This window comes from Roseiterribacter gracilis (genome assembly GCA_018332375.1).
Lineage (GTDB): Bacteria > Pseudomonadota > Alphaproteobacteria > BOG-932 > Roseiterribacteraceae > Roseiterribacter > Roseiterribacter gracilis.
The window spans coordinates 1,825,292-1,848,647 of sequence record BOPV01000001.1; the positions used below are offsets into that span (position 1 = coordinate 1,825,292).

Annotated in this window: 21 protein-coding genes; 13 read left to right on the forward strand and 8 right to left on the reverse strand. The window is 63.9% G+C overall.

Features of this window, described 5'->3' with window-relative positions; translation table 11 throughout:
- Window positions 1-4: 4 nt before the first annotated feature.
- Entirely contained in the window at window positions 5-1,171 is a 1,167-nt protein-coding gene (locus TMPK1_RS09085) for an acyltransferase family protein (protein WP_420242662.1), read from the reverse strand.
- On the opposite strand from TMPK1_RS09085, the gene TMPK1_RS09090 reads away from it, so the two are divergent.
- The gene (locus tag TMPK1_RS09090) at window positions 1,170-2,096 is read left to right on the forward strand and encodes a LytTR family DNA-binding domain-containing protein (RefSeq protein ID WP_420242663.1); all 927 of its coding nucleotides are present in this window, start codon (window positions 1,170-1,172) and stop codon (window positions 2,094-2,096) included. The genes TMPK1_RS09085 and TMPK1_RS09090 overlap by 2 nt on opposite strands.
- Before the next feature lie 2 nt (window positions 2,097-2,098).
- Here TMPK1_RS09090 and rpoD read toward each other — a convergent pair whose 3' ends face one another.
- From rpoD to TMPK1_RS09105, 3 genes are all read right to left on the reverse strand, one after another.
- Window positions 2,099-4,060 (reverse strand): RNA polymerase sigma factor RpoD, encoded by a 1,962-nt coding sequence (gene rpoD / locus TMPK1_RS09095; protein ID WP_420242664.1) that lies wholly within the window; start codon window positions 4,058-4,060, stop codon window positions 2,099-2,101.
- Window positions 4,061-4,189: 129 nt separating this feature from the next.
- Window positions 4,190-6,040 (reverse strand): DNA primase, encoded by a 1,851-nt coding sequence (gene dnaG, locus TMPK1_RS09100; protein ID WP_420242665.1) that lies wholly within the window; start codon window positions 6,038-6,040, stop codon window positions 4,190-4,192.
- 4 nt (window positions 6,041-6,044) lie between these two features.
- On the reverse strand, window positions 6,045-6,503 hold the full coding sequence (locus tag TMPK1_RS09105; protein ID WP_420242666.1) for a GatB/YqeY domain-containing protein: 459 nt from the start codon (window positions 6,501-6,503) through the stop codon (window positions 6,045-6,047).
- A gap of 135 nt (window positions 6,504-6,638) precedes the next feature.
- On the opposite strand from TMPK1_RS09105, the gene carA reads away from it, so the two are divergent.
- The 5 genes from carA to TMPK1_RS09130 all read left to right on the forward strand — a co-directional run bounded on the left by carA (window position 6,639) and on the right by TMPK1_RS09130 (window position 12,709).
- Window positions 6,639-7,799 (forward strand): glutamine-hydrolyzing carbamoyl-phosphate synthase small subunit, encoded by a 1,161-nt coding sequence (gene carA / locus TMPK1_RS09110; protein WP_420242667.1) that lies wholly within the window; start codon window positions 6,639-6,641, stop codon window positions 7,797-7,799.
- A 2-nt stretch (window positions 7,800-7,801) separates the two neighbouring features.
- Window positions 7,802-8,149 carry a hypothetical protein gene (locus tag TMPK1_RS09115; protein ID WP_420242668.1) on the forward strand — a complete coding sequence of 116 codons (348 nt, stop codon included), beginning with the start codon at window positions 7,802-7,804 and terminating at the stop codon, window positions 8,147-8,149.
- Between the two features lie 152 nt (window positions 8,150-8,301).
- Entirely contained in the window at window positions 8,302-11,577 is a 3,276-nt protein-coding gene (carB, locus tag TMPK1_RS09120; protein ID WP_420242669.1) for a carbamoyl-phosphate synthase large subunit, read from the forward strand.
- Between the two features lie 61 nt (window positions 11,578-11,638).
- Window positions 11,639-12,112 carry a transcription elongation factor GreA gene (gene greA / locus TMPK1_RS09125; RefSeq protein ID WP_420245637.1) on the forward strand — a complete coding sequence of 158 codons (474 nt, stop codon included), beginning with the start codon at window positions 11,639-11,641 and terminating at the stop codon, window positions 12,110-12,112.
- On the forward strand, window positions 12,113-12,709 hold the full coding sequence (locus tag TMPK1_RS09130) for a uracil-DNA glycosylase (protein WP_420242670.1): 597 nt from the start codon (window positions 12,113-12,115) through the stop codon (window positions 12,707-12,709).
- Window positions 12,710-12,715: 6 nt separating this feature from the next.
- On the opposite strand, the gene TMPK1_RS09135 is transcribed toward TMPK1_RS09130, so the two are convergent.
- Window positions 12,716-13,219, reverse strand: a complete 504-nt coding sequence (locus tag TMPK1_RS09135; protein WP_420242671.1) for an Lrp/AsnC family transcriptional regulator — start codon at window positions 13,217-13,219, stop codon at window positions 12,716-12,718.
- A 90-nt stretch (window positions 13,220-13,309) separates the two neighbouring features.
- Here TMPK1_RS09135 and TMPK1_RS09140 point away from each other — a divergent pair, with 90 nt between their 5' ends.
- The 4 genes from TMPK1_RS09140 (at window position 13,310) to TMPK1_RS09155 (ending at window position 18,180) form a co-directional block, all read left to right on the forward strand.
- Complete coding sequence (locus TMPK1_RS09140) at window positions 13,310-14,266, forward strand: mitochondrial fission ELM1 family protein (RefSeq protein ID WP_420242672.1); 957 nt, start codon at window positions 13,310-13,312, stop codon at window positions 14,264-14,266.
- Between the two features lie 45 nt (window positions 14,267-14,311).
- Window positions 14,312-15,301 carry a thioredoxin-disulfide reductase gene (trxB, locus tag TMPK1_RS09145; protein ID WP_420242673.1) on the forward strand — a complete coding sequence of 330 codons (990 nt, stop codon included), beginning with the start codon at window positions 14,312-14,314 and terminating at the stop codon, window positions 15,299-15,301.
- 109 nt (window positions 15,302-15,410) lie between these two features.
- Complete coding sequence (locus tag TMPK1_RS09150) at window positions 15,411-16,298, forward strand: LysR family transcriptional regulator (RefSeq protein ID WP_420242674.1); 888 nt, start codon at window positions 15,411-15,413, stop codon at window positions 16,296-16,298.
- 262 nt (window positions 16,299-16,560) lie between these two features.
- Entirely contained in the window at window positions 16,561-18,180 is a 1,620-nt protein-coding gene (locus TMPK1_RS09155) for an FMN-binding glutamate synthase family protein (RefSeq protein WP_420242675.1), read from the forward strand.
- 7 nt (window positions 18,181-18,187) lie between these two features.
- Here TMPK1_RS09155 and TMPK1_RS09160 read toward each other — a convergent pair whose 3' ends face one another.
- On the reverse strand, window positions 18,188-18,514 hold the full coding sequence (locus TMPK1_RS09160) for a hypothetical protein (protein WP_420242676.1): 327 nt from the start codon (window positions 18,512-18,514) through the stop codon (window positions 18,188-18,190).
- Window positions 18,515-18,569: 55 nt separating this feature from the next.
- Window positions 18,570-19,292: an SDR family NAD(P)-dependent oxidoreductase gene (locus TMPK1_RS09165; protein ID WP_420242677.1), complete on the reverse strand. Its 723-nt coding sequence runs from the start codon at window positions 19,290-19,292 to the stop codon at window positions 18,570-18,572.
- An 87-nt stretch (window positions 19,293-19,379) separates the two neighbouring features.
- Between TMPK1_RS09165 and hisD the strand changes: the two genes are divergently transcribed.
- From hisD to TMPK1_RS09180, 3 genes are all read left to right on the forward strand, one after another.
- On the forward strand, window positions 19,380-20,669 hold the full coding sequence (hisD, locus tag TMPK1_RS09170; RefSeq protein WP_420242678.1) for a histidinol dehydrogenase: 1,290 nt from the start codon (window positions 19,380-19,382) through the stop codon (window positions 20,667-20,669).
- 105 nt (window positions 20,670-20,774) lie between these two features.
- Window positions 20,775-21,875, forward strand: coding sequence for a LacI family DNA-binding transcriptional regulator (locus TMPK1_RS09175; protein ID WP_420242679.1), 1,101 nt, complete (start codon window positions 20,775-20,777; stop codon window positions 21,873-21,875).
- 59 nt (window positions 21,876-21,934) lie between these two features.
- A complete protein-coding gene (locus TMPK1_RS09180; protein WP_420242680.1) occupies window positions 21,935-22,657 on the forward strand; it encodes an HpcH/HpaI aldolase family protein in 723 nt (240 codons plus the stop codon).
- Here TMPK1_RS09180 and TMPK1_RS09185 read toward each other — a convergent pair.
- Window positions 22,654-23,349: an alpha/beta fold hydrolase gene (locus TMPK1_RS09185; protein WP_420242681.1), complete on the reverse strand. Its 696-nt coding sequence runs from the start codon at window positions 23,347-23,349 to the stop codon at window positions 22,654-22,656. The two genes, TMPK1_RS09180 and TMPK1_RS09185, sit on opposite strands and share 4 nt — an antisense overlap.
- Window positions 23,350-23,356 lie beyond the last annotated feature (7 nt).

Sequence of the window (23,356 nt, forward strand, 5' to 3'; positions counted from 1 at the left end):
CGGCTCAGCTTGTTGCAAATCCCGGCGAACGTCGGGGGCGCGATGCGCGCGGCGGCAGGCCGAGCAGCAACTTCGCCACTCCGAAACGCTCCGCGAGCGCATAAATCCCGAGGCAGCTCGTAACGGTCAGCGTCAGGATCGCCACAGGCTCGAGCACTGGGCCGATCTTGAGCGGCGCCAAGGCGACGCCGAACAGCACGATCGCGGTCTGGTGCACGATGTAGAAGCAGAAGACGCCGCGATTGAGCCACGCGACCGCAGCGCTTGGACGGTTGAGATAGCGCCGCGCAAACCCCAACACAGTCAGGATCGCCATCCAGGCATAGGCGCTGCGCCACATGCGCAGCACGAAGAGAAACGTCGGGTTCGGCGTTCCGCTACCGTCTTGCAAAAAGAACCAGAGGATGACGGCGTAGCCCACGCACGCACAGGCAAGCGCCGGCCAACGCAAGGATTCGACTGCGCGCCAGAATTGCTGCGAGCGCGCCATCGCAAAGCCCAACAGAAACAGTGGCAAATAGACGACGTGATTGGGCCAGTCATTGACGAGCGCATGGGTGACGCTGAACCACATGCGCGTCAGCGCGTAACCGACGCCGATCACAAGCGCGGGCAGCACGGCGATGACGAGCCTGGTCGTGAACAGGCTGCTGTCGCCAAGCCGCCGCAGCGGTTTCAGCACCACCGCCAGCAGCAGCGAGTAGACGAGCAGATAGGCAACGAACCAAAGGTGGTTCCAGGTGAAGCCGTGCTTGAGCGTGTGGTCGAACCCCCAATAGCGCGGCAGAAAGTCGAGAAAGCCGGGCTGCAGCCCGTCCTTGGCCAGGCCTTCGAAATAGGCCTGCGGCGCGCAGATCACGAACATGCCGAACAGAAGCGGCGGCAGCAGGCGTAGCGCCCGACTGCGTGCGAAGCCGCCGGCGCTGGTGCGGTCGGCGAGGAAGCGCGTGGCCGCGCCCGACACGAAGAAGAGCAAGGCCAGACGGAACGGCGCCGTCACCAGCATCAACGGTTCGACGGCGCTGCCGTCGTAGGTGCTCTTCACGTGCCAATCCCAGGACACGTAAAACATGCCCAGGTGGTACGGGATCAAAAGCGCGAAGGCGCCGACCCGAACCCAGTCGAGGAACCAGAGGCGATCTGACGGTGCGTGCAGCGATGGATTTGTCATGGCCGCGAATTCGCCTGCCGGCGTGCGCGTCGTGAAGCAAAACGGGACGAATGGCGGCGTCGATGGGACGATTGGGACGAATGGCGGATCAGCCGGGATGAGCGGCGGCAATATCTGGCGCAACCAGGCCCTGCGCGCCGCGATCTGGATTGCGGTGATTCTGGTGCCGACCACCGTCAACTCGTTCTCGCGCCTAACCGAGGCGTCGTGGCGCGGCGAGACGGTGCCAACCTGGCTGCCCTTCACGCTCGAATATTCGAGCGCGATCGGGATGTGGGTGGTGATTGCGCTTTATTTGCGGGCGCGGAGGTGGGTCGTACCGGCCGCAATCGGCTGGAAGCGCAGCATCGCCGCGCATGTCCTGATCGCGCCGCTCTTCTGCCTCGGTCACTTTCTCGTGATGAACGGGCTGCGGACGGCGATCTGGAGCGCCTTTCTCGGACGCGCGTACGGCTTGAACTGGGTCGCCGAACTTCCCTACGAGGCGCGCAAGGATTTCCCGAGCTTCGCAACCTTCGTCCTGCTGGCGGCAATCCTCGAACGGCTCGCCACCGACCCGGCACCGGCGCCCGTCGTCGCACGGGCCAAAATGGCGACGATCGAAGTGCGCACCAGCAGCCGCACCCTGTTCCTGCGCCCCGACGAAATCCGCAGCGCCAGCGCGGCCGGCAACTATATAGAGCTGGCGACCGCGCAAGGCGACGTGCTGGCGCGGCAGACGATGGCGTCGATCGAGGAGCAGCTAGGCGCCGGCTTCGTACGCGTGCACCGCTCGCACTTGGTCGCGCGCGCCGAGATCGTACGGATCGAAACCAACGCGTCGGGCGATTTCACCGTCACCTTGCGCGACGGGCGCAGCCTGCCGGGCAGCCGGCGTTATCGCGACCGGCTGGATACGAAAACGGCCTCCGAAGAGGCCGTTTAAGTTCAGGTATCGAGGAAGCTGCGGAGCTTCCTGCTGCGGCTGGGATGTTTCAACTTGCGCAGCGCCTTCGCCTCGATCTGGCGAATACGTTCGCGCGTGACGCTGAACTGCTGGCCGACTTCTTCCAGCGTGTGATCGGTGTTCATGCCGATGCCGAAGCGCATGCGCAGCACGCGCTCTTCACGCGGCGTCAGCGACGACAACACGCGCGTGGTGGTTTCGCGCAGATTGGCCTGGATGGCCGCATCCAACGGAAGCACCGCATTCTTGTCTTCGATGAAATCGCCGAGATGCGAATCTTCCTCGTCGCCGATCGGCGTTTCGAGCGAGATCGGTTCTTTGGCGATCTTGAGAACCTTGCGCACTTTTTCCAGCGGCATGGCGAGGCGTTCCGCCAGCTCTTCCGGCGTCGGCTCGCGGCCGATTTCGTGCAGCATCTGGCGCGACGTGCGCACCAGCTTGTTGATCGTTTCGATCATGTGCACGGGAATGCGGATCGTGCGCGCCTGGTCAGCGATCGAACGCGTGATCGCCTGTCGAATCCACCAGGTCGCGTAGGTCGAGAATTTGTAGCCGCGGCGATACTCGAACTTATCCACGGCCTTCATCAGACCGATATTGCCTTCCTGAATCAGATCCAGGAATTGCAGACCGCGGTTCGTGTATTTCTTGGCGATCGAGATCACGAGACGAAGATTCGCCTCGACCATCTCTTTCTTGGCCTTGGCTGCTTCTTTCTCGCCCTTCTGCACCGTCTGCACGATGCGGCGGAATTCAGCGATCGGCAGGCGCGATTCAGCCGCGATCTGCGCGATCTGCTCGCGCGTATCGAGGGCTTCCTTGCCGCGCTTGGCACCGAACTTGGTCCAGGCGCCCGGCGTCTTCTTCACCTTCTCGAGCCACTTGGGGTCGAGTTCGCTGCCGTAATATTTCTTGAGGAAGTCGTCGCGCTTCACGCCACTTTCGGTGGCGTAGCGCATCAACTTGCCTTCCAGCGTCACGAGACGACGGTTCAAACCGTAGAGCTGTTCGACCAGCTGCTCGATGCGCGCGTTGTTGAGGCGCACGCCTTCCATCAGCTCGACCAGTTCGAGCTTCAGCTTCTCGTACTTCTTGTCGGCGCGCGCATCTTCTTTGACCGCTTCACCAGTCGCGAGCGCGGTCAGACGCGCTTCCTGCATCTTGTGCAGCTTGGTGTAGGTGGTGCGGATCGCTTTGAACGTCTCGAGCACTTGCGGCTTGAGTTCGGCTTCCATCGCCGACAGCGAAATCGCGTTCTCTTCGCCGTCATCGTCGTCGGCCGGCGGCGCACCAGGCGCGCCCGGCACCGGCGGTTCGGCACCCTCTTCGCCTTCAGCAGCTTCGCCTTCGGCAGCCGGCACTTCGGCTTCGGGGCCGCCGCCATAAGTGGCGTCGAGATCGATGATTTCGCGCAGCAGAATGTCACCGCGCTCGAGCGCTTCGTGCCATTCGATCAGCGCCTTGATGGTCAGCGGGCTTTCGCAGATGCCGCCGATCATCTGTTCGCGACCGGCCTCGATCCGCTTCGCGATGGCGATTTCGCCTTCACGCGACAACAGCTCGACCGAGCCCATTTCGCGCAGATACATGCGCACCGGATCGTCGGTGCGGCCGATGTCGTCTTCGTCGATATTGCCGCGCGCGTCTTCCGACTCTTCGTCGGAGCCTTCTTCTTTCTTCTCCGCGACTTCTTCGCTCTCTTCAGATTCGACAAGCGTGATGCCGAGCTCCGAGAGCATCGACATCGTGTCTTCGATCTGTTCCGAGCTGTATTCTTCCGGCGGCAGGGCGGCGTTCAGCTCGTCATAGGTGACGTAGCCGCGCTCCTTGCCCTTCGCGATCATCTTTTTGACGGCAGCGGCCAGGCCGTCGACCAACGCCGCTTCGCCCTGTTCTTCGCGGCTGTCCGCAGTCTCGACTTTGGTTTGCGCTTTGCTGGCCATGCCCGTCTTCGAACCCTTCGTACAACCTGCGAATCCCAGAACGCAGAAATGCGTGCGCGAGCGCAGCAGATGCCGCGCCCGTCTTAGGGACCCCTGGTTAAACCAACCTTGATCGCCGTCGTCGCCGCCTTACCCGTGGGACGTGCCGGTCTCGCCGCCTGTGACAGCAGCGTCGGCATCGCCCTCGATCAGCCCCGTCTTCTCCCGCGTGATCGCACTAATGCGTTCCAGTGCAGGGTCGGCCCCGGAGCCGGGGGCCTTGGTGGCTGCCGCGATTTCCCCTTCCATCGCCAGGCGATGGTCGAGAAGCAGCAGCTCACGGACTTGAGCGCGTGCCTCCTCGGCATCTTGATGCTTGAGCCGGGGCACTGTGGCCACGGTCAGGTCGAGGAGCGACGTCGCCGCGCTGGCTAGTCCGTGGTGGTCCAAGTGGAGCCAAAGTCCTGGTGCGTCAAGCCCCGAGTCGGCCTCTAACCTATCTTGAACAAGGACTTTGAGCTGTTGTTCGACCGGGTCTGGCAAAGCCGCCTCAGCCAAATGTGCACTTACTTCCTCCCAGAACGCAGGCCGCAGGATGATCGCTCCCAATAAAAGCCGGTCACGAAGCCGCACGAGCTGGTGCCGGCGGGTCTTGAGCGAGGACGGCTTGATGCTGGGGCCTTTTCCAGGCTTGCCGCCGTCTTTTCCGCGCGGAACGAAGGCGCTGCGCCAGGGAAACGCCTCGTCCCAGCGGGTCCGGATCTCCTGGCGGTAGAGGCTTTGGCAGGTCTTGTCGGCGATCGTCGCGACCGCCTCGTCGAGCGCGCGGCGGACGCCGGCCCGCTGTTCGGGGGTTTCGCGGGCCCGGTCGCGCAGGGTCGTGTCCCACAGCGCATCGACCAAGGATTTGGCCTCGGCCAGGACCCTCTGCATGGCCGCGGCGCCGCCCGACCGGACCATCGTGTCCGGATCCTCGCCCGGCGGGAGGAAGGCGACGCGGATCGTGCGGTCGGCCGAGACTAGCGGCAGCGCCCGGGCGATGGCGCGCTCGGCGGCGCGGCGGCCAGCGGCGTCGCCGTCGAAACAAAGGACCGGTGCGCGGGTGCCGCTTGGATCCAGCCGCCACAGCTCGCCCAGCTGCGCTTCGGTCAAGGCGGTGCCGAGCGGCGCCACTGCGCCTTCAAAGCCGGCGCGCTGGAGCGCGATCACATCCATATAGCCTTCGACCACGATCGGGATCGCATCGCGCGAGCCGCGTGCGCGCGAAAGGCCATAGAGAACGTGGCCTTTGTGGAAGAGCGGATGTTCCGGCGAGTTGACGTATTTCGGCCCGTCGCCGTCGAGAATGCGTCCGCCGAACGCAACTACGCGGCCACGCCGATCCGCGACGGGAAACAAGACGCGGTTGCGGAAGAAGCTGTAGGGCGCGCCGCCGTGATCCGACGCACGGATCAATTGCAGTTCGATCAGCTCGGCATCTTCGTGGCCGAGCTTGCGCATCGCCGCGCCCAACAATGACGCGTCGGCGGGCGCCCAACCCAAACGGAATTGCGCGATCGTGTCGTCGTCGAGACCGCGGCCGCGCAGATACTCCAACGCTGCACGACCATGCGGTGCACGCAGCTGTTGTTCGAACCACGCGCACGCCGCCTCGAGCACGTCGTACAGGGTTTTTTGGCGCTCAAACCGTTGCCGTTCCTGCGGCGACGGACGCGGCACTTCCAACCCGGCGAGCGCAGCCAATTGTTCGACCGCGTCGGGGAACGACAGATTGTCGTGCCGCATCAAAAATCCGACCACGTCGCCGTGCGCGCCGCAGCCGAAGCAATGGAAGAAGGCTTTCTGGTCGTTGACGTAGAAGCTCGGCGTCTTCTCGTTATGGAACGGGCACGGCGCTTTCCATTCGCGCCCGGCGCGCTGCAAACGCAGCTTGCGCCCGATCAACTCCGACAGCGGTACCCGCGCGCGCAGCTCGTCCAGGAATGCGGGCGGGAGCGCCATCCGATCAGCCGCCCAACTTGGCTTTCACTTGCGCGCTGGCAGCCGCGAAATCCATTTGGCCGGCGAATTTGGATTTGAGCACCGCCATCACCTTGCCCATGTCGCGCACCGATGCGGCGCCGGTTTCGGCGACTGCAGCGGCGATCGCGGCATCGACCGCGGCGGCATCCATCTGCGACGGCAGAAATCGCTCGATCACCGCGATCTCGGCCTGTTCCTTGGCCACCAGTTCGGGGCGGTTGCCCTGCTCGTACAGCGCGATCGAGTCGCGCCGCTGCTTGATCATGTTCTGCAGCATCGCGCCGATGTCGCCGTCCGAGATGCCATCGGCATTGCCCGCCGGGCGCGCGGCGATGTCCTTGTCTTTGAGCGCCGCCAGGATCAGCCGCACCGTCGACAGGGTGGCGCTATCCTTTTCGCGCAGGGCGGTCTTCATCGCGTCAGTCAGCGTCGCGCGCAGCATGGTCGGTCCTAGTGGTCTTGAAGGGCGCGCAGCATAGCGACCTGGACCCGGCGCAGCATAGGAATGCGGATAGGCGGGTTGACGCGCCCCAGGGCCGGCTCCTATCTCCGGCGAGTTCCCGTCCGAGGTTTAGCCATGTCCAGCCCCGCCCCATCCGGCGCAACCGCCGCGCTCGTGCTTGCCGATGGCACGGTGTTTTGGGGCCGCGGCGTTGGCGCCGCAGGCACCACGGTCGCCGAGGTCTGCTTCAACACCTCGATGACCGGGTACCAGGAAATCCTGACCGACCCGTCCTATGCCGGGCAGATCATCGCTTTCACCTTCCCGCATATCGGGAACGTGGGCACCAACACCGACGACATTGAAACCATCACCCCGGCCGCCCGCGGCCTGGTTCTGCGCGTCGACATCACCGAGCCGTCGAACTGGCGCGCGACTCGGGGCCTCGACGAGTGGCTGAAGAGCTACGGGCTGATCGGCATCTCGGGCATCGACACGCGCGCGCTGACGCGTCGCATCCGTGATCTGGGCGCGCCCAACGGCGCGCTGATCCATGCGCCGGACGGCAAGATCGATATCGACGCGCTGGTCAAACAGGCCGGTGCGTGGCCGGGCCTCGAAGGCATGGATCTCGCGCTGGAAGTGACCGGCCGTCAGACCGCGCAATGGCGCGAGAGCACCTGGTCGCGCGAAGGTGGTTACGCCGAACAGACAGCGCCCAAACACAAAGTCGTCGCGGTCGATTACGGCGCCAAGCGCAACATTCTGCGTTGCCTCGCGGCAGCTGGTTGCGAAGTCGTCGTCGTGCCTGCAACGGCAACCGCCGACGACATTCTCGGCCACAAGCCCGACGGCGTGTTTCTGTCGAACGGTCCCGGCGATCCGCAAGCGACCGGCCAATATGCTGTGCCTGCGATTCAGGGCGTGCTGAAAGCGGGCGTGCCGACCTTCGGCATCTGCCTCGGTCATCAGCTGCTTGCGCTGGCGCTTGGCGGCAAGACAACCAAGATGCATCACGGCCATCGCGGCGCGAACCATCCGGTCAAAGATCTCGAAACCGGCAAGGTCGAAATCACCAGCCAGAATCACGGTTTCGTGGTGCTGCCCGACAGTCTGCCGGCAAACGTGCAACAGACCCATGTGAGTCTGTTCGACGGCAGCAACGAAGGCTTCCGCGTCAAAGATGCGCCGGTCTTCGCCGTGCAGTATCACCCGGAAGCAAGCCCGGGCCCGACCGACAGCCATCATCTGTTCCAACGCTTCGTCGACATGATCGAAGCCAAGAAAGGGCACTGATCATGTCCGCAAAGAAGAACCCGCTGAATTTGAATCCGCTGCAGTTGAAGACGTTGGCGCTGTTGCAGGCGCTGGCCGAACTCGACGATCACGCGGTGCAGAAAGATGAGAACGGTGCGGTCACGGTGATGAACCTACCGCACGCACACGGCGATCATTTTCATGTCGGTGATGCGGTCGTCGCGTCCCGTGATGCGACCGGCCTGACGAATCCCGCACCGTGGTCGGTGCTGGAACGCAAAGGCTTGCTGCGTTCGATGTTCCCGCACGGCGCCACGCTGACCGCCGAAGGCCTGGCCTACGACACCGGCGTGCGCGACCAGATCCTGCACCGGCACCATCACCACTAGCCGGCACCACTAGCAGGTCTGCCGCGACCCTTCGGTGCTGGCGTCGGCGCGTCCAAGTGCCTATACCGACGCTTTAAGACCTCGCATCTGCGGTTCCCCGCGCGGCCAACCTTGGCCGGGCGCGTGTTTTCTCGTGTCCAGAGTTCGTCTCGATGCCAAAGCGTACTGATATCCGGTCGATCTGCATCATCGGCGCTGGGCCGATCGTGATCGGCCAGGGCTGTGAATTCGACTATTCGGGTGCCCAAGCCTGCAAGGCGCTGCGCGAAGAAGGATTCCGCGTCGTCCTGGTCAATTCGAACCCGGCCACGATCATGACCGATCCGAATCTGGCCGACGCGACGTACATCGAACCGATCACCCCCGCGATCGTGGCCAAGATCCTCGAGAAGGAACGGCCCGACGCGCTGCTGCCGACGATGGGTGGTCAGACCGCGCTCAACACCGCGATGAAGCTGGCCGAAGACGGCACCTTGGCGCGACTCGGAATCGAGCTGATCGGCGCCAAACTGCCCGCGATCGAAAAAGCCGAAGACCGGCAGCTCTTCCGCGAAGCGATGGACAAGATCGGGCTGGAAAGCCCGCGTTCGCGCATGGTGCGCACGATGGATGAAGCGCGCGAAGCGCAAGCCGAAGTCGGCCTGCCCGCGATCATCCGCCCGTCCTTTACGCTCGCCGGCACCGGCGGCGGCATCGCCTACAACAAGGCGCAATTCGAAGAGATCGTGAGAGGCGGCCTCGCCGCTTCGCCGGTTGGTACCGTGCTGATCGAAGAATCGGTGCTGGGCTGGAAAGAATACGAGATGGAAGTGGTCCGCGATCAGGCGGACAACTGCATCATCATCTGCTCGATCGAAAACATCGATCCGATGGGCGTGCACACGGGTGACTCGATTACGGTCGCACCGGCGCTGACGCTGACCGACAAAGAATATCAGATCATGCGCGACGCCTCGATCGCGGTGCTGCGCGAAATCGGCGTCGAGACCGGCGGTTCCAACGTGCAGTTCGCGGTGAACCCCGCCGACGGACGCATGGTGGTGATCGAAATGAATCCGCGCGTGTCGCGCTCGTCGGCGCTGGCATCGAAGGCGACCGGATTCCCGATCGCCAAAATCGCCGCCAAGCTGGCGGTTGGGTACACGCTCGACGAACTCGTCAACGACATCACCAAGACGACGCCGGCCTCGTTCGAGCCGACCATCGACTATGTCGTCGCCAAGCTGCCGCGCTTTGCGTTCGAGAAATTCGCCGGCGCCGACAATACGCTGACCACCTCGATGAAGTCGGTCGGCGAAGCGATGGCGATCGGCCGCTCGTTCGAAGAAGCGATGCAGAAAGGTCTGCGCTCGCTCGAAACCGGCCTCGACGGGTTCGATGAAATCGCGCTGGGCGACGGCGCCGGCGAACCGGAACGCGACGAAATTCGCGCCGCGCTGGCCAAGCCGACGGCCGAACGCATTCTCGCCGTGGCGCAGGCCTTCCGGCACGGTTTCACCGTCGCCGAGGTACATGCGGCCTGCAAGATCGACACGTGGTTCCTCGAACGCATCAACGCGATCGTCGAAGCCGAAGCCGGTGTGCGCGCCAACGGCCTGCCGCGCGACGCCAAGGCGCTGAAGAAGCTGAAGGCGATGGGCTTCTCGGATGCGCGCCTGTCGAAGCTGGCGAATCTCGATGAAAGCGAAGTGCTGCGCCAACGCCGCGCGCTGAATGTGCTGCCGGTCTACAAGCGCATCGACACCTGTGCTGCGGAATTCCCGAGCCAGACGCCGTATATGTATTCGGCGTACGACGACGAATGCGAATCCAACCCAACCGATCGCACCAAGGTGATGATCCTGGGCGGCGGTCCGAACCGCATCGGTCAAGGCATCGAGTTCGACTATTGCTGCGTGCACGCAGCCTACGCGCTGCGCGAAGCCGGGCTCGAGACCATCATGGTCAACTGCAATCCGGAAACGGTTTCGACCGACTACGACACGTCAGACCGTCTCTATTTCGAGCCGCTGACCGGCGAAGACGTGATCGAAATTGCGCGCGTCGAAATGGCGAAGGGCAAGTTGCTCGGCGTCATTGTGCAGTTGGGCGGCCAGACGCCGCTGGGCCTCGCACATGATCTCGAAGCAGCCGGCATTCCGATCCTCGGCACCTCGCCCGACGCAATCGATCTCGCCGAAGACCGGGAACGGTTTCAGCAGTTGTTGATGCAGCTCGGCCTGCGCCAACCGCCGAACGGTCTCGCACGCTCGCTTGCCGAAGCAAAGGCCGTCGCCGAGCGGATCGGTTTCCCCGTCGTCATTCGTCCGAGCTACGTCCTGGGCGGACGCGCGATGGAGATCGTGCACGATATGGCCGGCCTCGAACGCTATATCGGCCGCGCCGTGCAGGTGTCGGGCGACAGTCCGGTGTTGATCGACGGCTATCTGCAGGACGCGATCGAAGTCGACGTCGACGCAGTTGCTGACGGTCACACTGTCTATGTCGCCGGCATTATGGAGCATATCGAAGAAGCCGGCATTCATTCGGGCGACAGCGCCTGCGCCTTGCCGCCCTATTCGTTGTCACCGGCCAAGATCGAAGAACTGACGAAACAGACCAAGCAGCTTGCAAAGGGTCTCAACGTCGTCGGTCTGATGAACGTGCAGTTCGCGGTGAAGGGCGACGAGATCTACATTCTCGAAGTCAATCCGCGCGCCTCGCGCACGGTGCCGTTCGTCGCCAAAGCGACCGGCGTTCCGATCGCCAAAATCGCCGCACGCGTGATGGCGGGTGAACGTCTCGCCGATTTCGCACTCACCGGCGCAACGCCCGAACATACCGCGGTCAAAGAAGCCGTGTTCCCGTTCGCACGCTTCCCCGGTGTCGACGTCATTCTTGGTCCGGAAATGAAATCGACCGGCGAAGTGATGGGGCTCGACCGCAATTTTGGCCTCGCTTTCGCCAAGAGCCAGCTCGGCGCGGGCGTCACGCTGCCGCAAGCGGGCAAGGTCTTCATCTCGGTCAAAGATCGCGACAAGCCGGCGGTCGTCGAGATCGCGCGCGGCTTGGCAAATCTGGGTTTTGCGCTGGTCGCAACCGACCGCACGGCGGAACGGATGCGCGAGGCCGGCCTGACGGTCGAGCGCGTCAACAAGGTGCTCGAAGGCCAGCCGCATATCGTAGATCTGATGATCAACGGCGACATTCAGCTGGTCGTAAATACGACCGATGGCGCGCAGGCCCTCTCGGATTCGTTCAGCTTGCGCCGGACCGCCCTGGCAAATAGCATCCCCTACTACACCACGATGGCCGGCGCCCGCGCCGCCGTCGAGGCGATCGCCGCGCTCCGGCGCGGCGAGCTCGAAGTAGCTCCGTTGCAGGATTATCTCCGCGGGTCTTACGAGACCGGACCCGTTGCAGAAAAACGCGCGGCGGCGGAGGCTTAATCCTAGGAGGGCCGATCGACCGATCGGCCCGTTCCACGCCAGGTGGGTGATTTAAGACATGATGGACAAGGTTCCGATGACCGCCGGAGGGTTCCAGCGGTTGCAGGACGAGTTGAAGCAGCTGAAGTCGGTCGAACGTCCGGCCATCATCCGTGCCATCGCCGAGGCGCGGGAGCACGGCGACTTGTCTGAAAACGCCGAGTATCACGCTGCGCGTGAACGGCAGAGCTTCATCGAAGGCCGTGTTGGTGAGTTGGAAGATCGCATCAGCCGCGCTGAGGTGATTGATCCCAAGACTCTGTCCGGCACCAACGTGAAATTCGGCGCGACTGTAACGCTGGTCGACGAAGATACCGACGAGAAGACGTCGTACACGCTGGTCGGCGAATTCGAAGCCGACATCTCGAACGGCCTGCTGTCGATTACGTCGCCGCTTGCGCGCGCGCTGATCGGCAAGACCAAAGGCGACAGCGTTGAAGTCGTGACGCCAGGTGGCTCAAAGGCCTACGAGATCCTCAAAGTCGCGTTCAAGTAATTGAACTCACGCGACGGACTTCCGTTCGTCGATTACGCCTATCCAACGGTGCGTGGCGATCGCGCACCGTTGGTGCTGATCGGCGAAGCGCCCGGTGCCGATGAGGTCAAGCAAGGCCGGCCCTTTTGCGGTCGCGCCGGCAAACTGCTCGACCAACAGCTCGCAGTAATCGACATCGACCGTAACGCGTGCCTGGTCGCGAACGTGTTTCGCTACCGGCCGCCCGACAACAAGATCGATCACTTCTTCGCGTCAAAGCGCAAAGCCGCTGCCGAGAATGTCGCGCTTGACGAAAGCCACGGCAAATTCGGCAGCAGCTTCGTGCGTGCGCAATACGCACCCGAAATCACGCATTTGCTCGACACGCTGAATCAGCTGAAACCGCGCGCCATCGTCGTGTTGGGCCGCGTGCCGCTATGGGCGCTGACGGGGCGTGAAGGTCTGACCGCGCTGCGCGGCCAGAAGCTGGCGGGACGGATCAGCGGTGTGCCGATCGTCCCTGCCTATCATCCAAGTTATCTCGCGCGGCTGATCAATATGGACAAGAACGCGGAAGCAACCTTCCGCGCTGATCTTGTCCTCGCGCGCGACGCGTAAGGTAAGTTACGCCGCGTCACTTTCGTCTTCGTCGTCATCGAGCGGAACCGGTGCGCCCGGTTCGAATTTCGAACGACGGATCGCCAATGCCGACTTCACATGCGCAACGTTCGGCGCAGCGGTCAGCTTCGACGTCAAGAAGCGGTTATACGCATCCCAATCTTCGGCAACGATCTTGAGCAGGAAATCAGTTTCGCCCGCCAGCATGTGGCATTCGCGAACCAACGGCCAAGACTGCACCAACTGTTCGAAGGCGCGCAGATCGACTTCGGCCTGCGAAGACAAACCGACCTGCGCGAACACGGTGACGGTGTAACCCAACGCCGCCGGATCGAGGTCGGCGTGATAGCCTTTGATGTAACCCGCTTCTTCCAGCGCGCGGACGCGGCGCAGGCACGGCGGTGCGGAGATGTTCGCGCGCTTCGCCAGCTCGACGTTGGTCATGCGACCGTCGCTCTGTAGGTTGCGCAGAATCTGGCGATCGATCCGGTCTAGTTTGACGCGGCGCATTTTGTCTCTGACGTTTTAGGGAGGGGGCTTGAAATATTGTTGCGAGACTAGCGACGCGGCCCCGCCCTCTCAAGGCCTCCGCAGTCGCACGTGAATCTTCCCGTCTGCTGGGTCTTAACCGACACAAAAATCGGTACGGAAAACCAATGTTTGGGCCTCGCCGAGGCCCTGGGACTGACGCCTGCGGTCCACCGGATCGGGCTTCCGCTGCCTTGGGCCTGGACTGCCCCATACCTGCCGATGCCGCGCAAAGCCGCGCTTGCCGGGCTGCAGCCACCATGGCCCGATCTGATCATTACGGCGGGTCGGCAAAGCGTATTGCCCGCGCTCGCCGTAAAACGGGCGAGCGGCGCGTTGACGGTTGCGGTGCAAGATCCGCACGTCGCGCCGAACCGGTTCGATCTGGTGATTGCGCCCGCACATGACCGCACGCACGGCGACAACGTGCTCGCAACGTTGGGTGCGATGCATCGCGTAACCAGGCACCGTTTGGATCTGGACGCAGCGCGCTTCGCACCATTTCTTGCGCATCTGCCGCCTCCGCGCGTTGCCGTCATCATCGGCGGCGACAGCCGCGTGCATCGTTTGCGGGTCGCCGTTGCTGCGCGCCTCGCCGCGCAACTGCTGCAACTTGCAGACACCCATGGCTTGCTGGTGACGCTGTCACGCCGAACCAGCGCCGAAGCAACCTCGGTTCTGCGCGCGATGTTGGGCGATCACCCGAACGTGGTGCTGTGGAATGGCGAAGGCGCCAATCCGTTCTTCGCGTATCTGGCCGCGTCCGATGCCGTTCTCGTCACCGAAGACAGTGTCTCGATGATCTCGGAGGCCGCGAGCACCGGGAAACCGGTGCATGTGATCGCAACCGAAGGCGGCTCGCACAAATTCGACCGGTTCCACCGTGCAATGCGCGACGCCGGCGTTACGCGCCCGTTCGACGGCCGGATCGAGCAATGGGCGTACGCGCCGCTCGACGACACGGCGCGCGCCGCGGCAAGGGTCCGAGACCTGCTTGCGGCGCGCGCCTTCACGCTGCCGCACGCATAGGGCGCGACGTTGCCAGGCCCGGGGGTCGTGGGCATGTTCTGGCCCATGTCGCAGACCCACCGCACCAAAGTCCTCATCATCGGTTCTGGCCCCGCCGGCTACACCGCCGCGATCTATGCCGCGCGCGCCAATCTGGCGCCGATTCAGGTGCTGGGGCTGCAGCCGGGCGGACAGCTGACGATCACGTCTGACGTCGAGAACTACCCAGGCTTTCCCGCGGCCGTGCAGGGCCCCTGGCTGATGGATCAGTTCAAGGCCCAGGCCGAGCATGTGGGCACCACGACGCTGTACGACCTGATCACGGAGGTCGATTTCACCCAGCGCCCGTTCCGCGCCGTCGGCGACTCCGGCGACGTCTTCCTCGCCGACACGGTGGTGATCGCGACCGGCGCGCAGGCGCGCTGGCTCGGGCTGGACAGCGAGCAGCGCTACAAGGGCCTCGGCGTTTCGGCCTGCGCCACCTGCGACGGGTTCTTCTTCCGCAACAAGAAGGTCGCGGTCATCGGCGGCGGCAACACGGCGGTCGAAGAAGCGCTCTTCCTCACCAACTTCGCCACCAAGGTCACGCTGGTCCACCGGCGCGACTCGCTGCGCGCTGAACGCGTGATGCAGGACCGGCTGTTCAACCATCCCAAGATCGACGTGATCTGGAACGCCACGGTCGATGAGGTGCTGGGCACCGCGGGCGGCACGACGGCTGAGGGCGGTGCGGTCAGCGGCGTGCGGGTCAAAGACGTGAAGACCGGCGAGACGCGCGAGATCGACGTCGACGGTGTCTTCGTCGCGATCGGCCACGACCCCGCCACCGCCTTGTTCAAAGGCAAGCTGGACATGGATTCCGAGGGCTATATCCGCACCGCCCCGGATTCGACCGCGACCAGCGTGCCCGGCGTGTTTGCGGCCGGCGACGTGAAGGACAAGGTCTTCCGCCAGGCCGTCACGGCCGCCGGGATGGGCTGTATGGCCGCACTCGAGGCCGATAAATGGCTGGCGCTGCACGAAGGCCACGGCAACCACGCGGCCGCGGCGGAATAAATTGCCTCGCCGCCTTGGGCGGACGGGATTGGTCCTGTATAACGGCGGGCCCTGTTACAAAGGCCGGTGATTCTCTGATTCCGGCCATAAAAATCCGTCAGGCCGGGTCATGGATTGGGACAAGCTCCGTATCTTCTACGCCGTCGCTGAGGCGGGAAGCTTCACGCATGCTGGCGAAACGCTGAACCTCAGCCAATCGGCAGTCAGCCGTCAGATCGGCGCGCTCGAAGACAGCCTCAAAGTGCCGCTGTTTCATCGCCACGCGCGCGGTCTGATTCTGACCGAGCAGGGCGAGGTGCTTCACCGCACTGCAAAAGACGTCTTCGCCAAGCTGGCGATGACCGAAGCGCTACTCACCGAAGGCAAAATGAAGCCCAAGGGCGTGCTGAAGGTCACGACCACGTTTGCCTTCGGCACAACGTGGCTGACGCCGCGCCTGCGCGAATTCCTCGACCTGTATCCCGACATTTGCCTGACGTTGCTGATCGACGATCGTCAACTCGATCTCGCGATGCGCGAAGCCGACGTCGCGATCCGGATGACGCCGCCGAAGCAGCCCGATCTGATTCAGCGTCACCTGACGACGCTGCACATGAAGATCTGCGCGTCGAAGGACTACATCGCGCGAAACGGCATGCCGAAGTCGTTGGACGAGTTGAAGGACCATCGCGTCATCGGCTTTCCGTCCAATATGCAAATGCCTTTTCCGCACGCCAACTGGCTGCTCGAAACGGCGAAATTGGAATCGGAAAGCCCCAACACGCTTCTCGTTTCGAACATGTACGCGATCTTTCGCGCCGTCGAAGCGGGCATCGGCATTGCGGCGCTGCCAGACTTCCTGACCAACGGTCAGGAACAATTCGTACAAGTTTTGCCCGACGTTCCGGGCCCGACTGTCGATGCGTTCTTTGTGTACGCAGAAGAACTGCGTCACTCAAAACGCATCGCAGTGTTGCGCGACTATCTGATCGAAAAGGTCAGCAAGTTCGGATTTTGATTCATGCGTTTCACGCAACCCGGGGTCGTTTGATCCGGGGTGGAATCCAGATCTAGGGAGGCCCATCTATGGGTGGCGATGTTGCACTGCAACGTCGCTTTTCTTCCGACGCTCCCTCGTCGGAATGGATCTCCGGATCCAGCGTCTCCCAGACGTGAAGCCTCCCTGTTCAACTTAGGCCCGGAGCAATCCGGGCCTTTCTTTTTGCCTTTCCTTCACAGATCTGGCCCATGCCCTTCCCAGCACTCTGGGAGGCATTGCCGTGAAGCTACTGCTGCCGTCGGTCGAACCGCGCTATTGGGCGCTGCTGCTGGTCGGGGTCGTGTTTGCGTTCGCGGTGCCAGCGACGCTGTGGCAGCCGTGGTTCCTGCTGCTCGCGGTGGTTGCCGGGTTTCTGATGTTCGTCGGCTTTCGCGATCTGGCGCAGACCCGCCAATCGATTCGCCGCAACTATCCGATCCTGGGTCACCTGCGCTTCTGGCTCGAAGAGCTGCGCCCAGAAATCCGCCAGTATTTTCTCGAAGACGACACGTCCGAAATTCCGTTTTCGCGCAACCAACGCGCCATCGCCTATCAGCGCGCCAAAGGCGTCATCGACAAACGTCCGTTCGGCACCTTGGTGAATGTCTACGGCACCGGCCACGAATGGCTGAACCATTCGATGGTGCCGACCCATCCCGATCCCAAAAGCTTCCGCATCAAAATCGGCGGGCCAGATTGCGCCAAGCCGTACGATTCCTCGGTGCTGAACATTTCCGCGATGAGTTTTGGTGCGCTGTCGTCGAACGCGATCCGCGCGCTCAACAAAGGCGCCAAGCTCGACAATTTCGCGCATGACACGGGCGAAGGATCGATCAGCCGCTATCACCGCGAACATGGCGGCGACCTGATCTGGGAACTCGGCACCGGCTATTTCGGCTGCCGCGACGCCAACGGCAATTTCGATCCCCTCCGCTTCGCCGATCGTGCCGCCGATCCGCAGGTGAAGATGATCGAAATCAAACTCAGCCAGGGCGCAAAGCCCGGCCACGGCGGCGTTCTGCCAGGCGCGAAAGTGTCGGCGGAAATCGCAGCGACGCGTGGCGTGCCGGAAGGGCTCGATTGTATTTCACCGCCATCGCACAGCGCCTTTTCCACCCCGCGTGAGCTCGTGGCGTTCGTCGCCAAGCTGCGCGATCTGTCGGGCGGCAAGCCGATCGGGATGAAGCTGTGCATCGGCCATCCGTGGGAATTTCTGTCGATGGTGCGCGCGATGGTCGCCGAAGGCATCGCGCCCGACTTCGTCGTCGTCGACGGCGCCGAGGGCGGCACCGGTGCAGCGCCGCTGGAATTCACCGATCACATCGGCACGCCGCTGCGCGAAGGGCTGCGCTTCACGCACAACGCGCTGACCGGTGCCGGCCTGCGCGACAAAGTCCGCATCGGCGCCAGCGGCAAGATCATCACCGGCTTCGACATTGCGCGTGCGATCTCGCTGGGCGCGGATTGGTGCAACTCGGCGCGTGGATTCATGTTCGCGCTCGGCTGCATTCAATCGCAGAGCTGCCACACCGATCGTTGCCCGACCGGCGTCGCGACGCAGGATCCGGTGCGTCAACGCGCGCTGGTGGTCGAGGACAAGGCGACCCGTGTCGCCAACTTCCATCGCAATACGGTATTGGCCTTGGCCGAAGTGATCGGCGCTGCCGGCCTGCAACATCCGGAAGAGTTGCAGCTGCACCATCTGGTGCGGCGTGTATCGCCGACCGAAACGAGAAGCGCAGCCGATCTATATCCGAGCGTGCCGCGCGGCTCGCTGCTGACCGGTGCAACGATTACCGAACCAACGCTCGCCCAATGGTGGGGGCGCGTCGGCCCGGATGCGTTTGCGCCGCAAGGCTGACGGCGCGTCAGCGCCAATGACCGCCGACCCAGACCCAGCCACCTTCACGGGCGACCCAATGGCCGGGCTCCCAAACGGCTCGCACATGCGGCCGCTCAACCCAGTGGCCCGCTTCCCAGACATAGGCCACCCCGTTCCAGTGCCAGTGGCCGGGATCCCAGATGGCCGTCTCGTAGGGCGCCGTCGGTACGACTTCGTAGCGAGGCGTCGGCGGTGCGTAGGGTGCGCGGATTTCCACCACGCCGCGCGCGTGCGGCGGTGCGACATAGCAACCGGCAAGCGGGACGAGGAGCGCCAGCGCGGACGCGGCGCGAAGCAGGAACGTGCGTTTCATACCGCTCGCACGGACGCGCACTGATTTTCCTGCGATACCAACGTCGCCCAGGGGTTTAGCGCGCCGTCCAACCGCCATCCACTTTGAGGCTGGTGCCGGTCACCATCGCCGACTCGTTCGAGACGAGAAAGCGAACCGCAGCCGCGATTTCTTCGTCCCGTGCAAGACGTCCAAGCGGGATCTGATCGAGGACCAAGGCGCGAAACGCAGGATCTTCCAGCATCGGACGGGTCAGCGGCGTGTCGACAAAGGTTGGCGCAACCGAGTTCACACGTATCTTCTGCGGTGCAAGCTCGACCGCCATCGCCTTGGTCAAGCCTTCGATCGCGTGTTTCGTCATACAGTAAACGGTGCGGTTGGCGGCGCCGACATGGCCCATCTGCGACGACATATGCACGATCGACCCGCCGCGTCCGCTGCGTTCGATCGCAGCCGCTGCGGCGCGCGCGACCCGATAGGCGGCACGCACGTTGAGCGCCAGCATCCAGTCCAGCGTCGCATCGTCGACGTCGCGCATCGGCCGCGGCGCGTTGCCGCCTGCATTGTTCACCAGCGCATCGAGCCGCGGCAGTGAAGCAATCATGTCAATCGTAGCGTCGCTGCAAACGTCGCCCGGAACCGGCACGATCTGCTGCGACCGTTCGGCGGCAAGCTGCGCCAGCTCATCGCCGCTGCGGGCCAAGGCGAGAACGCGCATACCGGCATCGGCCAGCGCAAGCGCGCAGGCGCGCCCGATCCCCCGGCCCGCACCGGTTACCAGTACTGTCGCGATCTCCAAGCTCGTTTACCCCGCACAATGGCGCGTTGCATTCGAATGCAGTCTCGCCTAGCGTCCGGCTCCTGCGCAAGATCGGAGACGGAAAAGATGGCGGTCCGGTATCTCAAGACGGGCAAAGCGGCCGACGAACAGGCCCAAGACGATGCTGCCGTGCGAAGCACGGTCGAAGCCATCTTGGCCGAGATCGCAAAAGACGGCGACGCAGCGTTGCGGCGCTATAGCACCAAATTCGACGGCTGGTCGCCGCAGGAATTTCGCCTGACCCGCGCCGAGATCGACGCGTGCTATGCGGCGCTGCGTCCGCAGGACATCGAGGACATCAAATTTGCGCAGGTGCAGGTGCGCCGCTTTGCCGAGCATCAACGCGCCGCGCTGCGCGACATTGAAGTCGAAACCCTTCCCGGTGTCGTGCTTGGACATAAGAACCTACCGGTGAACTCGGTCGGCTGCTACGTCCCGGGCGGAAAATATCCGCTGGTGGCCAGCGCACATATGAGCGTCGTGACTGCGAAAGTTGCAGGCGTGAAGCGTGTCGTCGCGATGGCACCACCGTTCGAAGGCAAGCCTGCGCCCGCCATCGTCGTCGCCATGGATCTCGCCGGCGCCGACGAAATCTATGCGCTGGGCGGCGTGCAGGCTGTTGGCGCCATGGCGCTCGGCACCGGGACAATTGCGCCCGTCGACATGATCGTCGGTCCTGGTAACGCTTTTGTCGCCGAGGCGAAGCGTCAGCTGTTCGGGCGAATCGGCATCGATCTGCTTGCAGGGCCGACCGAAACGCTGGTGATTGCCGACGACAGCGTCGATGGCGAAATCTGCGCTGCCGACCTTCTCGGTCAGGCCGAGCACGGCCCCAACAGTCCTGCCGTACTGCTGACCGACAGTGAGAAGCTGGCGCGCGACACGATGCGCGAAGTCGAACGTCAGTTGACCGTACTGCCGACGGCGGCCGTCGCGGGCAAGGCGTGGGCCGACTACGGCCAAGTCATCGTCTGCGACACCCGCGACGAGCTGATTGCAGTCGCCGACGAAATTGCGAGCGAGCATGTGCAGGTGATGACGCGCGATCCGGACGAGTTTCTTGCTCGTATGACCAATTACGGTGCGCTGTTCCTGGGGGTCGAAACCAACGTCGCGTACGGCGACAAAGTAATCGGCACCAACCACACGCTGCCGACGCGCAAGGCGGCGCGCTACACCGGAGGCCTGTGGGTGGGCAAGTTTATCAAGACCTGCACCTATCAGCGGGTCACGCGCGAAGCCTCGGCGATGATCGGCGAGGTCTGCTCGCGGCTGTGCGCGCTCGAAGGGTTTGCGGGCCATAAGGAACAGGCCGACATCCGTGTCCGCCGCTACACCGGCAAGAACGCGGCGTAAGCATCGGCGCGCTCGGCCCAGCCGGCGCACGTCAACGCATTGCGGCGCCCGGCGGCTTGGTATAGCGCTGCTCTATGGATCGGCACGACAGATTGGCGCGCAGGCATGCCGGGCAAGCCGCCTAAAACCGGGCGCAAGCCGGCGGGCTCACGCCGTCGCGCCGTTGCAGCGGCAGCGCAGCCCGCGGCCCCACAAATCAGCGACCGCCGCCGCGTCACCTCCTACGACGTCGCCAAGCGCGCCGGCGTTTCACAATCCGCCGTTTCGCGCTGCTTTACCGAAGGTGCCAGCGCGTCGAGCGACCTGCGCGAAAAAGTCATGCGCGCCGCCGAAGAGCTGGGATATCGCCCGAACGCGATCGCCCGCGGTCTGATCACGCGGCGCTCGAACCTGGTCGCGGTGGTGATTTCGAGCCGCACCAACCTCTACTACCCAGAAGTTCTTTTCGAACTAACCACGCGCTTTGAAGCGCGCGGCTCGCGCGTGCTTTTGTTCGCGCTCGAGCACGAAAGCGACGTCGATCACGTACTCGACAAGGTGTTCTCGTACCAGGTCGACGGCGTTGTCGCAGCCGCGCGTCTATCCGATGCGCAGGTCGTACAGTTCGAACGGCACGGTATTCCCGTCGTGCTCTACAATCGTTTTGCCGACCGCGCCCCCGCCAGTTCCGTCTGCTGCGACCATCTCGAATATGGCCACCGCCTGGCCGAACGTCTGGTTGCGGCCGGACATAAAAGCTTCGGCATCATCGACTCGCCCGCCGACAGTTTTGTCGGCATCGAGCGGATCAAAGGTGTGCGCGGCGTGCTGAAGGCGCACGGCTTCGACGCGCCCTCGGTTCGCGGCGACTACGGCTATGAGAGCGGCGGTACGGCGCTTGCCGAACTGTTGAAGAAAACACGCAAGCGTCCAGCCGCAGTGATCTGCGCCAACGACGCGATGGCGCTGGGCGCAATCGATTATGCGCGCAACGAGCTTGGCCTCGAGATTCCGAAGCAGCTTTCGATCGTCGGCTTCGACGGTATCGGCCCGGCCTATCTCGCGGCCTATCGGCTGACGACGGTGCGCCAACCGGTGCGGCGCATGACCGAAGCAGCCGTGTCAATGTTGATGGAGCGCATCGAAGATCCGACGCTGGCGCCTGAGAAGCGCATGTTCTCGGGCGACCTGGTCGAAGGCGCGTCGGCGCGGCTGGGTCCGGCTTGACCGCGGGCGCTGATTCCCACGCGAGCTTTCGCGTCCGACTGCGCGCCGGCGAACGTCTTGTGGGCACGTTTCTCAAGACGCCGTCGCCGATCATCTGCGAAGTGCTGGGCCTTTCGCCGCTCGACGTTGTCTGCATCGACGCCGAACACGCGCCGTTCGATCGCCTCGCGATCGACGGCTGCGTCGCAGCGCTGCGCGCAGCGTCACGACCCAGTTTGGTGCGGGTTGCGAGTCAGGCGCCCGAACATCTGCTGAACGCGCTCGATTGCGGCGCCACCGGCGTCGTCGTTCCGCACGTCGCCGACGTGACCACCGTGCGCGAGATTGCGCGCCTGACGCAGTACGGTCGCGCCGGCCGAGGTTATGCCGGTTCCAGCCGCGCCGCTTCCTACACGACCAAGACAATGGCAACGCATCTCGCCGACAGTGCGCGCGACACGACCGTGATCGCGCAGATCGAAGATTTCGAAGCGCTCGACGTCATCGACGACATCGCCCAGGCCGCAGTCGCTTCTGGGCTCGACGCGCTGTTCATCGGGCGCGCCGATCTGGCGGTCGCACTGGGCGCTTCAAGCGCCAGCGATCCCGTCGTGCTGGACGCGGCGCGCCGCATCTGTGCGGCCGGACGCAGCGCGGGAATTGCGATCGGTACATTCGTGCCGGCCCTGACCGAAGTGCCGCAATGGATCGAGCAAGGCGTGTCGTTGTTCTTGCTCGCGTCCGACCATGCGTTTTTGTTGCAGGGCGCAGCTTCGCTCGCGGCCAACGTCCGTTCGGCCTAGGACCGCGCCAGCCAACCCGCGAATGCGTCGGTCACGATCTCGGGCGCTTCCAGCGTCGAGAGATGGCCGCATCGCGGCACGATCTGCAGCACGGACCCCGCAATCGCATCCGCCATCTCCCGCTGCAGCGACGGCGGGCATAGCGTATCGCTGTCACCGCCCAGTACTAGGGTTGGCACCGCAATTTCGGTCAACAACGCGCGGCTGTCGGTGCGCGAAGCGAGGGCGCGCGACTGGCGTGCAAACACCTCCGCGCCGAGATCGCGGGCCATCGCCAGCACGGTCGATTTCAAGCGTTCGTTGCGCATCGAGTCCGGATGCAGGTAGCGCGGTTTCAGCTCACCCACCAGCATCGCATCGAGCTCGCCGCGCAACGCACGGTCGATCTGCGCTGCACGGTCGAGCACGCGATCTGGGCCGGCGTTGCTGTCGAGCAGCGCCAAGCGCGTGACCCGTTCCGGCGCCTGACGCCAGATTTCCAGCGCAACGACGCCGCCCATCGAAAGTCCGGCGACTGCAAACCGCGGTGGCGCGGTGGCGAGCGCGCGGCACGCCATCCCGGCAATCGTGTCGTCATGCGTCAGATCCGCGACGCGCACCGGGACGCGCGCCGCCAGCGCCGTCATCTGCGGTGCAAACAGGCGCGCGTCACACAACGTGCCGGGCAACAGCAACAGCTCGTCGTGCGGCATGCCGCGA

Coding starts and splice junctions, on each gene's coding strand:
- dnaG (WP_420242665.1), bottom strand. CDS start 6,040: ATGGCGCTCCCGCCCGCATTCCTGGACGAGCTGCGCGCGCGGGTACCG.
- TMPK1_RS09105 (WP_420242666.1), bottom strand. CDS start 6,503: ATGCTGCGCGCGACGCTGACTGACGCGATGAAGACCGCCCTGCGCGAA.
- carB (WP_420242669.1), top strand. CDS start 8,302: ATGCCAAAGCGTACTGATATCCGGTCGATCTGCATCATCGGCGCTGGG.
- TMPK1_RS09085 (WP_420242662.1), bottom strand. CDS start 1,171: ATGACAAATCCATCGCTGCACGCACCGTCAGATCGCCTCTGGTTCCTC.
- TMPK1_RS09135 (WP_420242671.1), bottom strand. CDS start 13,219: ATGCGCCGCGTCAAACTAGACCGGATCGATCGCCAGATTCTGCGCAAC.
- hisD (WP_420242678.1), top strand. CDS start 19,380: ATGGCGGTCCGGTATCTCAAGACGGGCAAAGCGGCCGACGAACAGGCC.
- rpoD (WP_420242664.1), bottom strand. CDS start 4,060: ATGGCCAGCAAAGCGCAAACCAAAGTCGAGACTGCGGACAGCCGCGAA.
- TMPK1_RS09160 (WP_420242676.1), bottom strand. CDS start 18,514: ATGAAACGCACGTTCCTGCTTCGCGCCGCGTCCGCGCTGGCGCTCCTC.
- greA (WP_420245637.1), top strand. CDS start 11,639: ATGGACAAGGTTCCGATGACCGCCGGAGGGTTCCAGCGGTTGCAGGAC.
- TMPK1_RS09175 (WP_420242679.1), top strand. CDS start 20,775: ATGCCGGGCAAGCCGCCTAAAACCGGGCGCAAGCCGGCGGGCTCACGC.
- TMPK1_RS09185 (WP_420242681.1), bottom strand. CDS start 23,349: ATGCCGCACGACGAGCTGTTGCTGTTGCCCGGCACGTTGTGTGACGCG.
- TMPK1_RS09115 (WP_420242668.1), top strand. CDS start 7,802: ATGTCCGCAAAGAAGAACCCGCTGAATTTGAATCCGCTGCAGTTGAAG.
- TMPK1_RS09090 (WP_420242663.1), top strand. CDS start 1,170: ATGGCCGCGAATTCGCCTGCCGGCGTGCGCGTCGTGAAGCAAAACGGG.
- trxB (WP_420242673.1), top strand. CDS start 14,312: ATGTCGCAGACCCACCGCACCAAAGTCCTCATCATCGGTTCTGGCCCC.
- carA (WP_420242667.1), top strand. CDS start 6,639: ATGTCCAGCCCCGCCCCATCCGGCGCAACCGCCGCGCTCGTGCTTGCC.
- TMPK1_RS09150 (WP_420242674.1), top strand. CDS start 15,411: ATGGATTGGGACAAGCTCCGTATCTTCTACGCCGTCGCTGAGGCGGGA.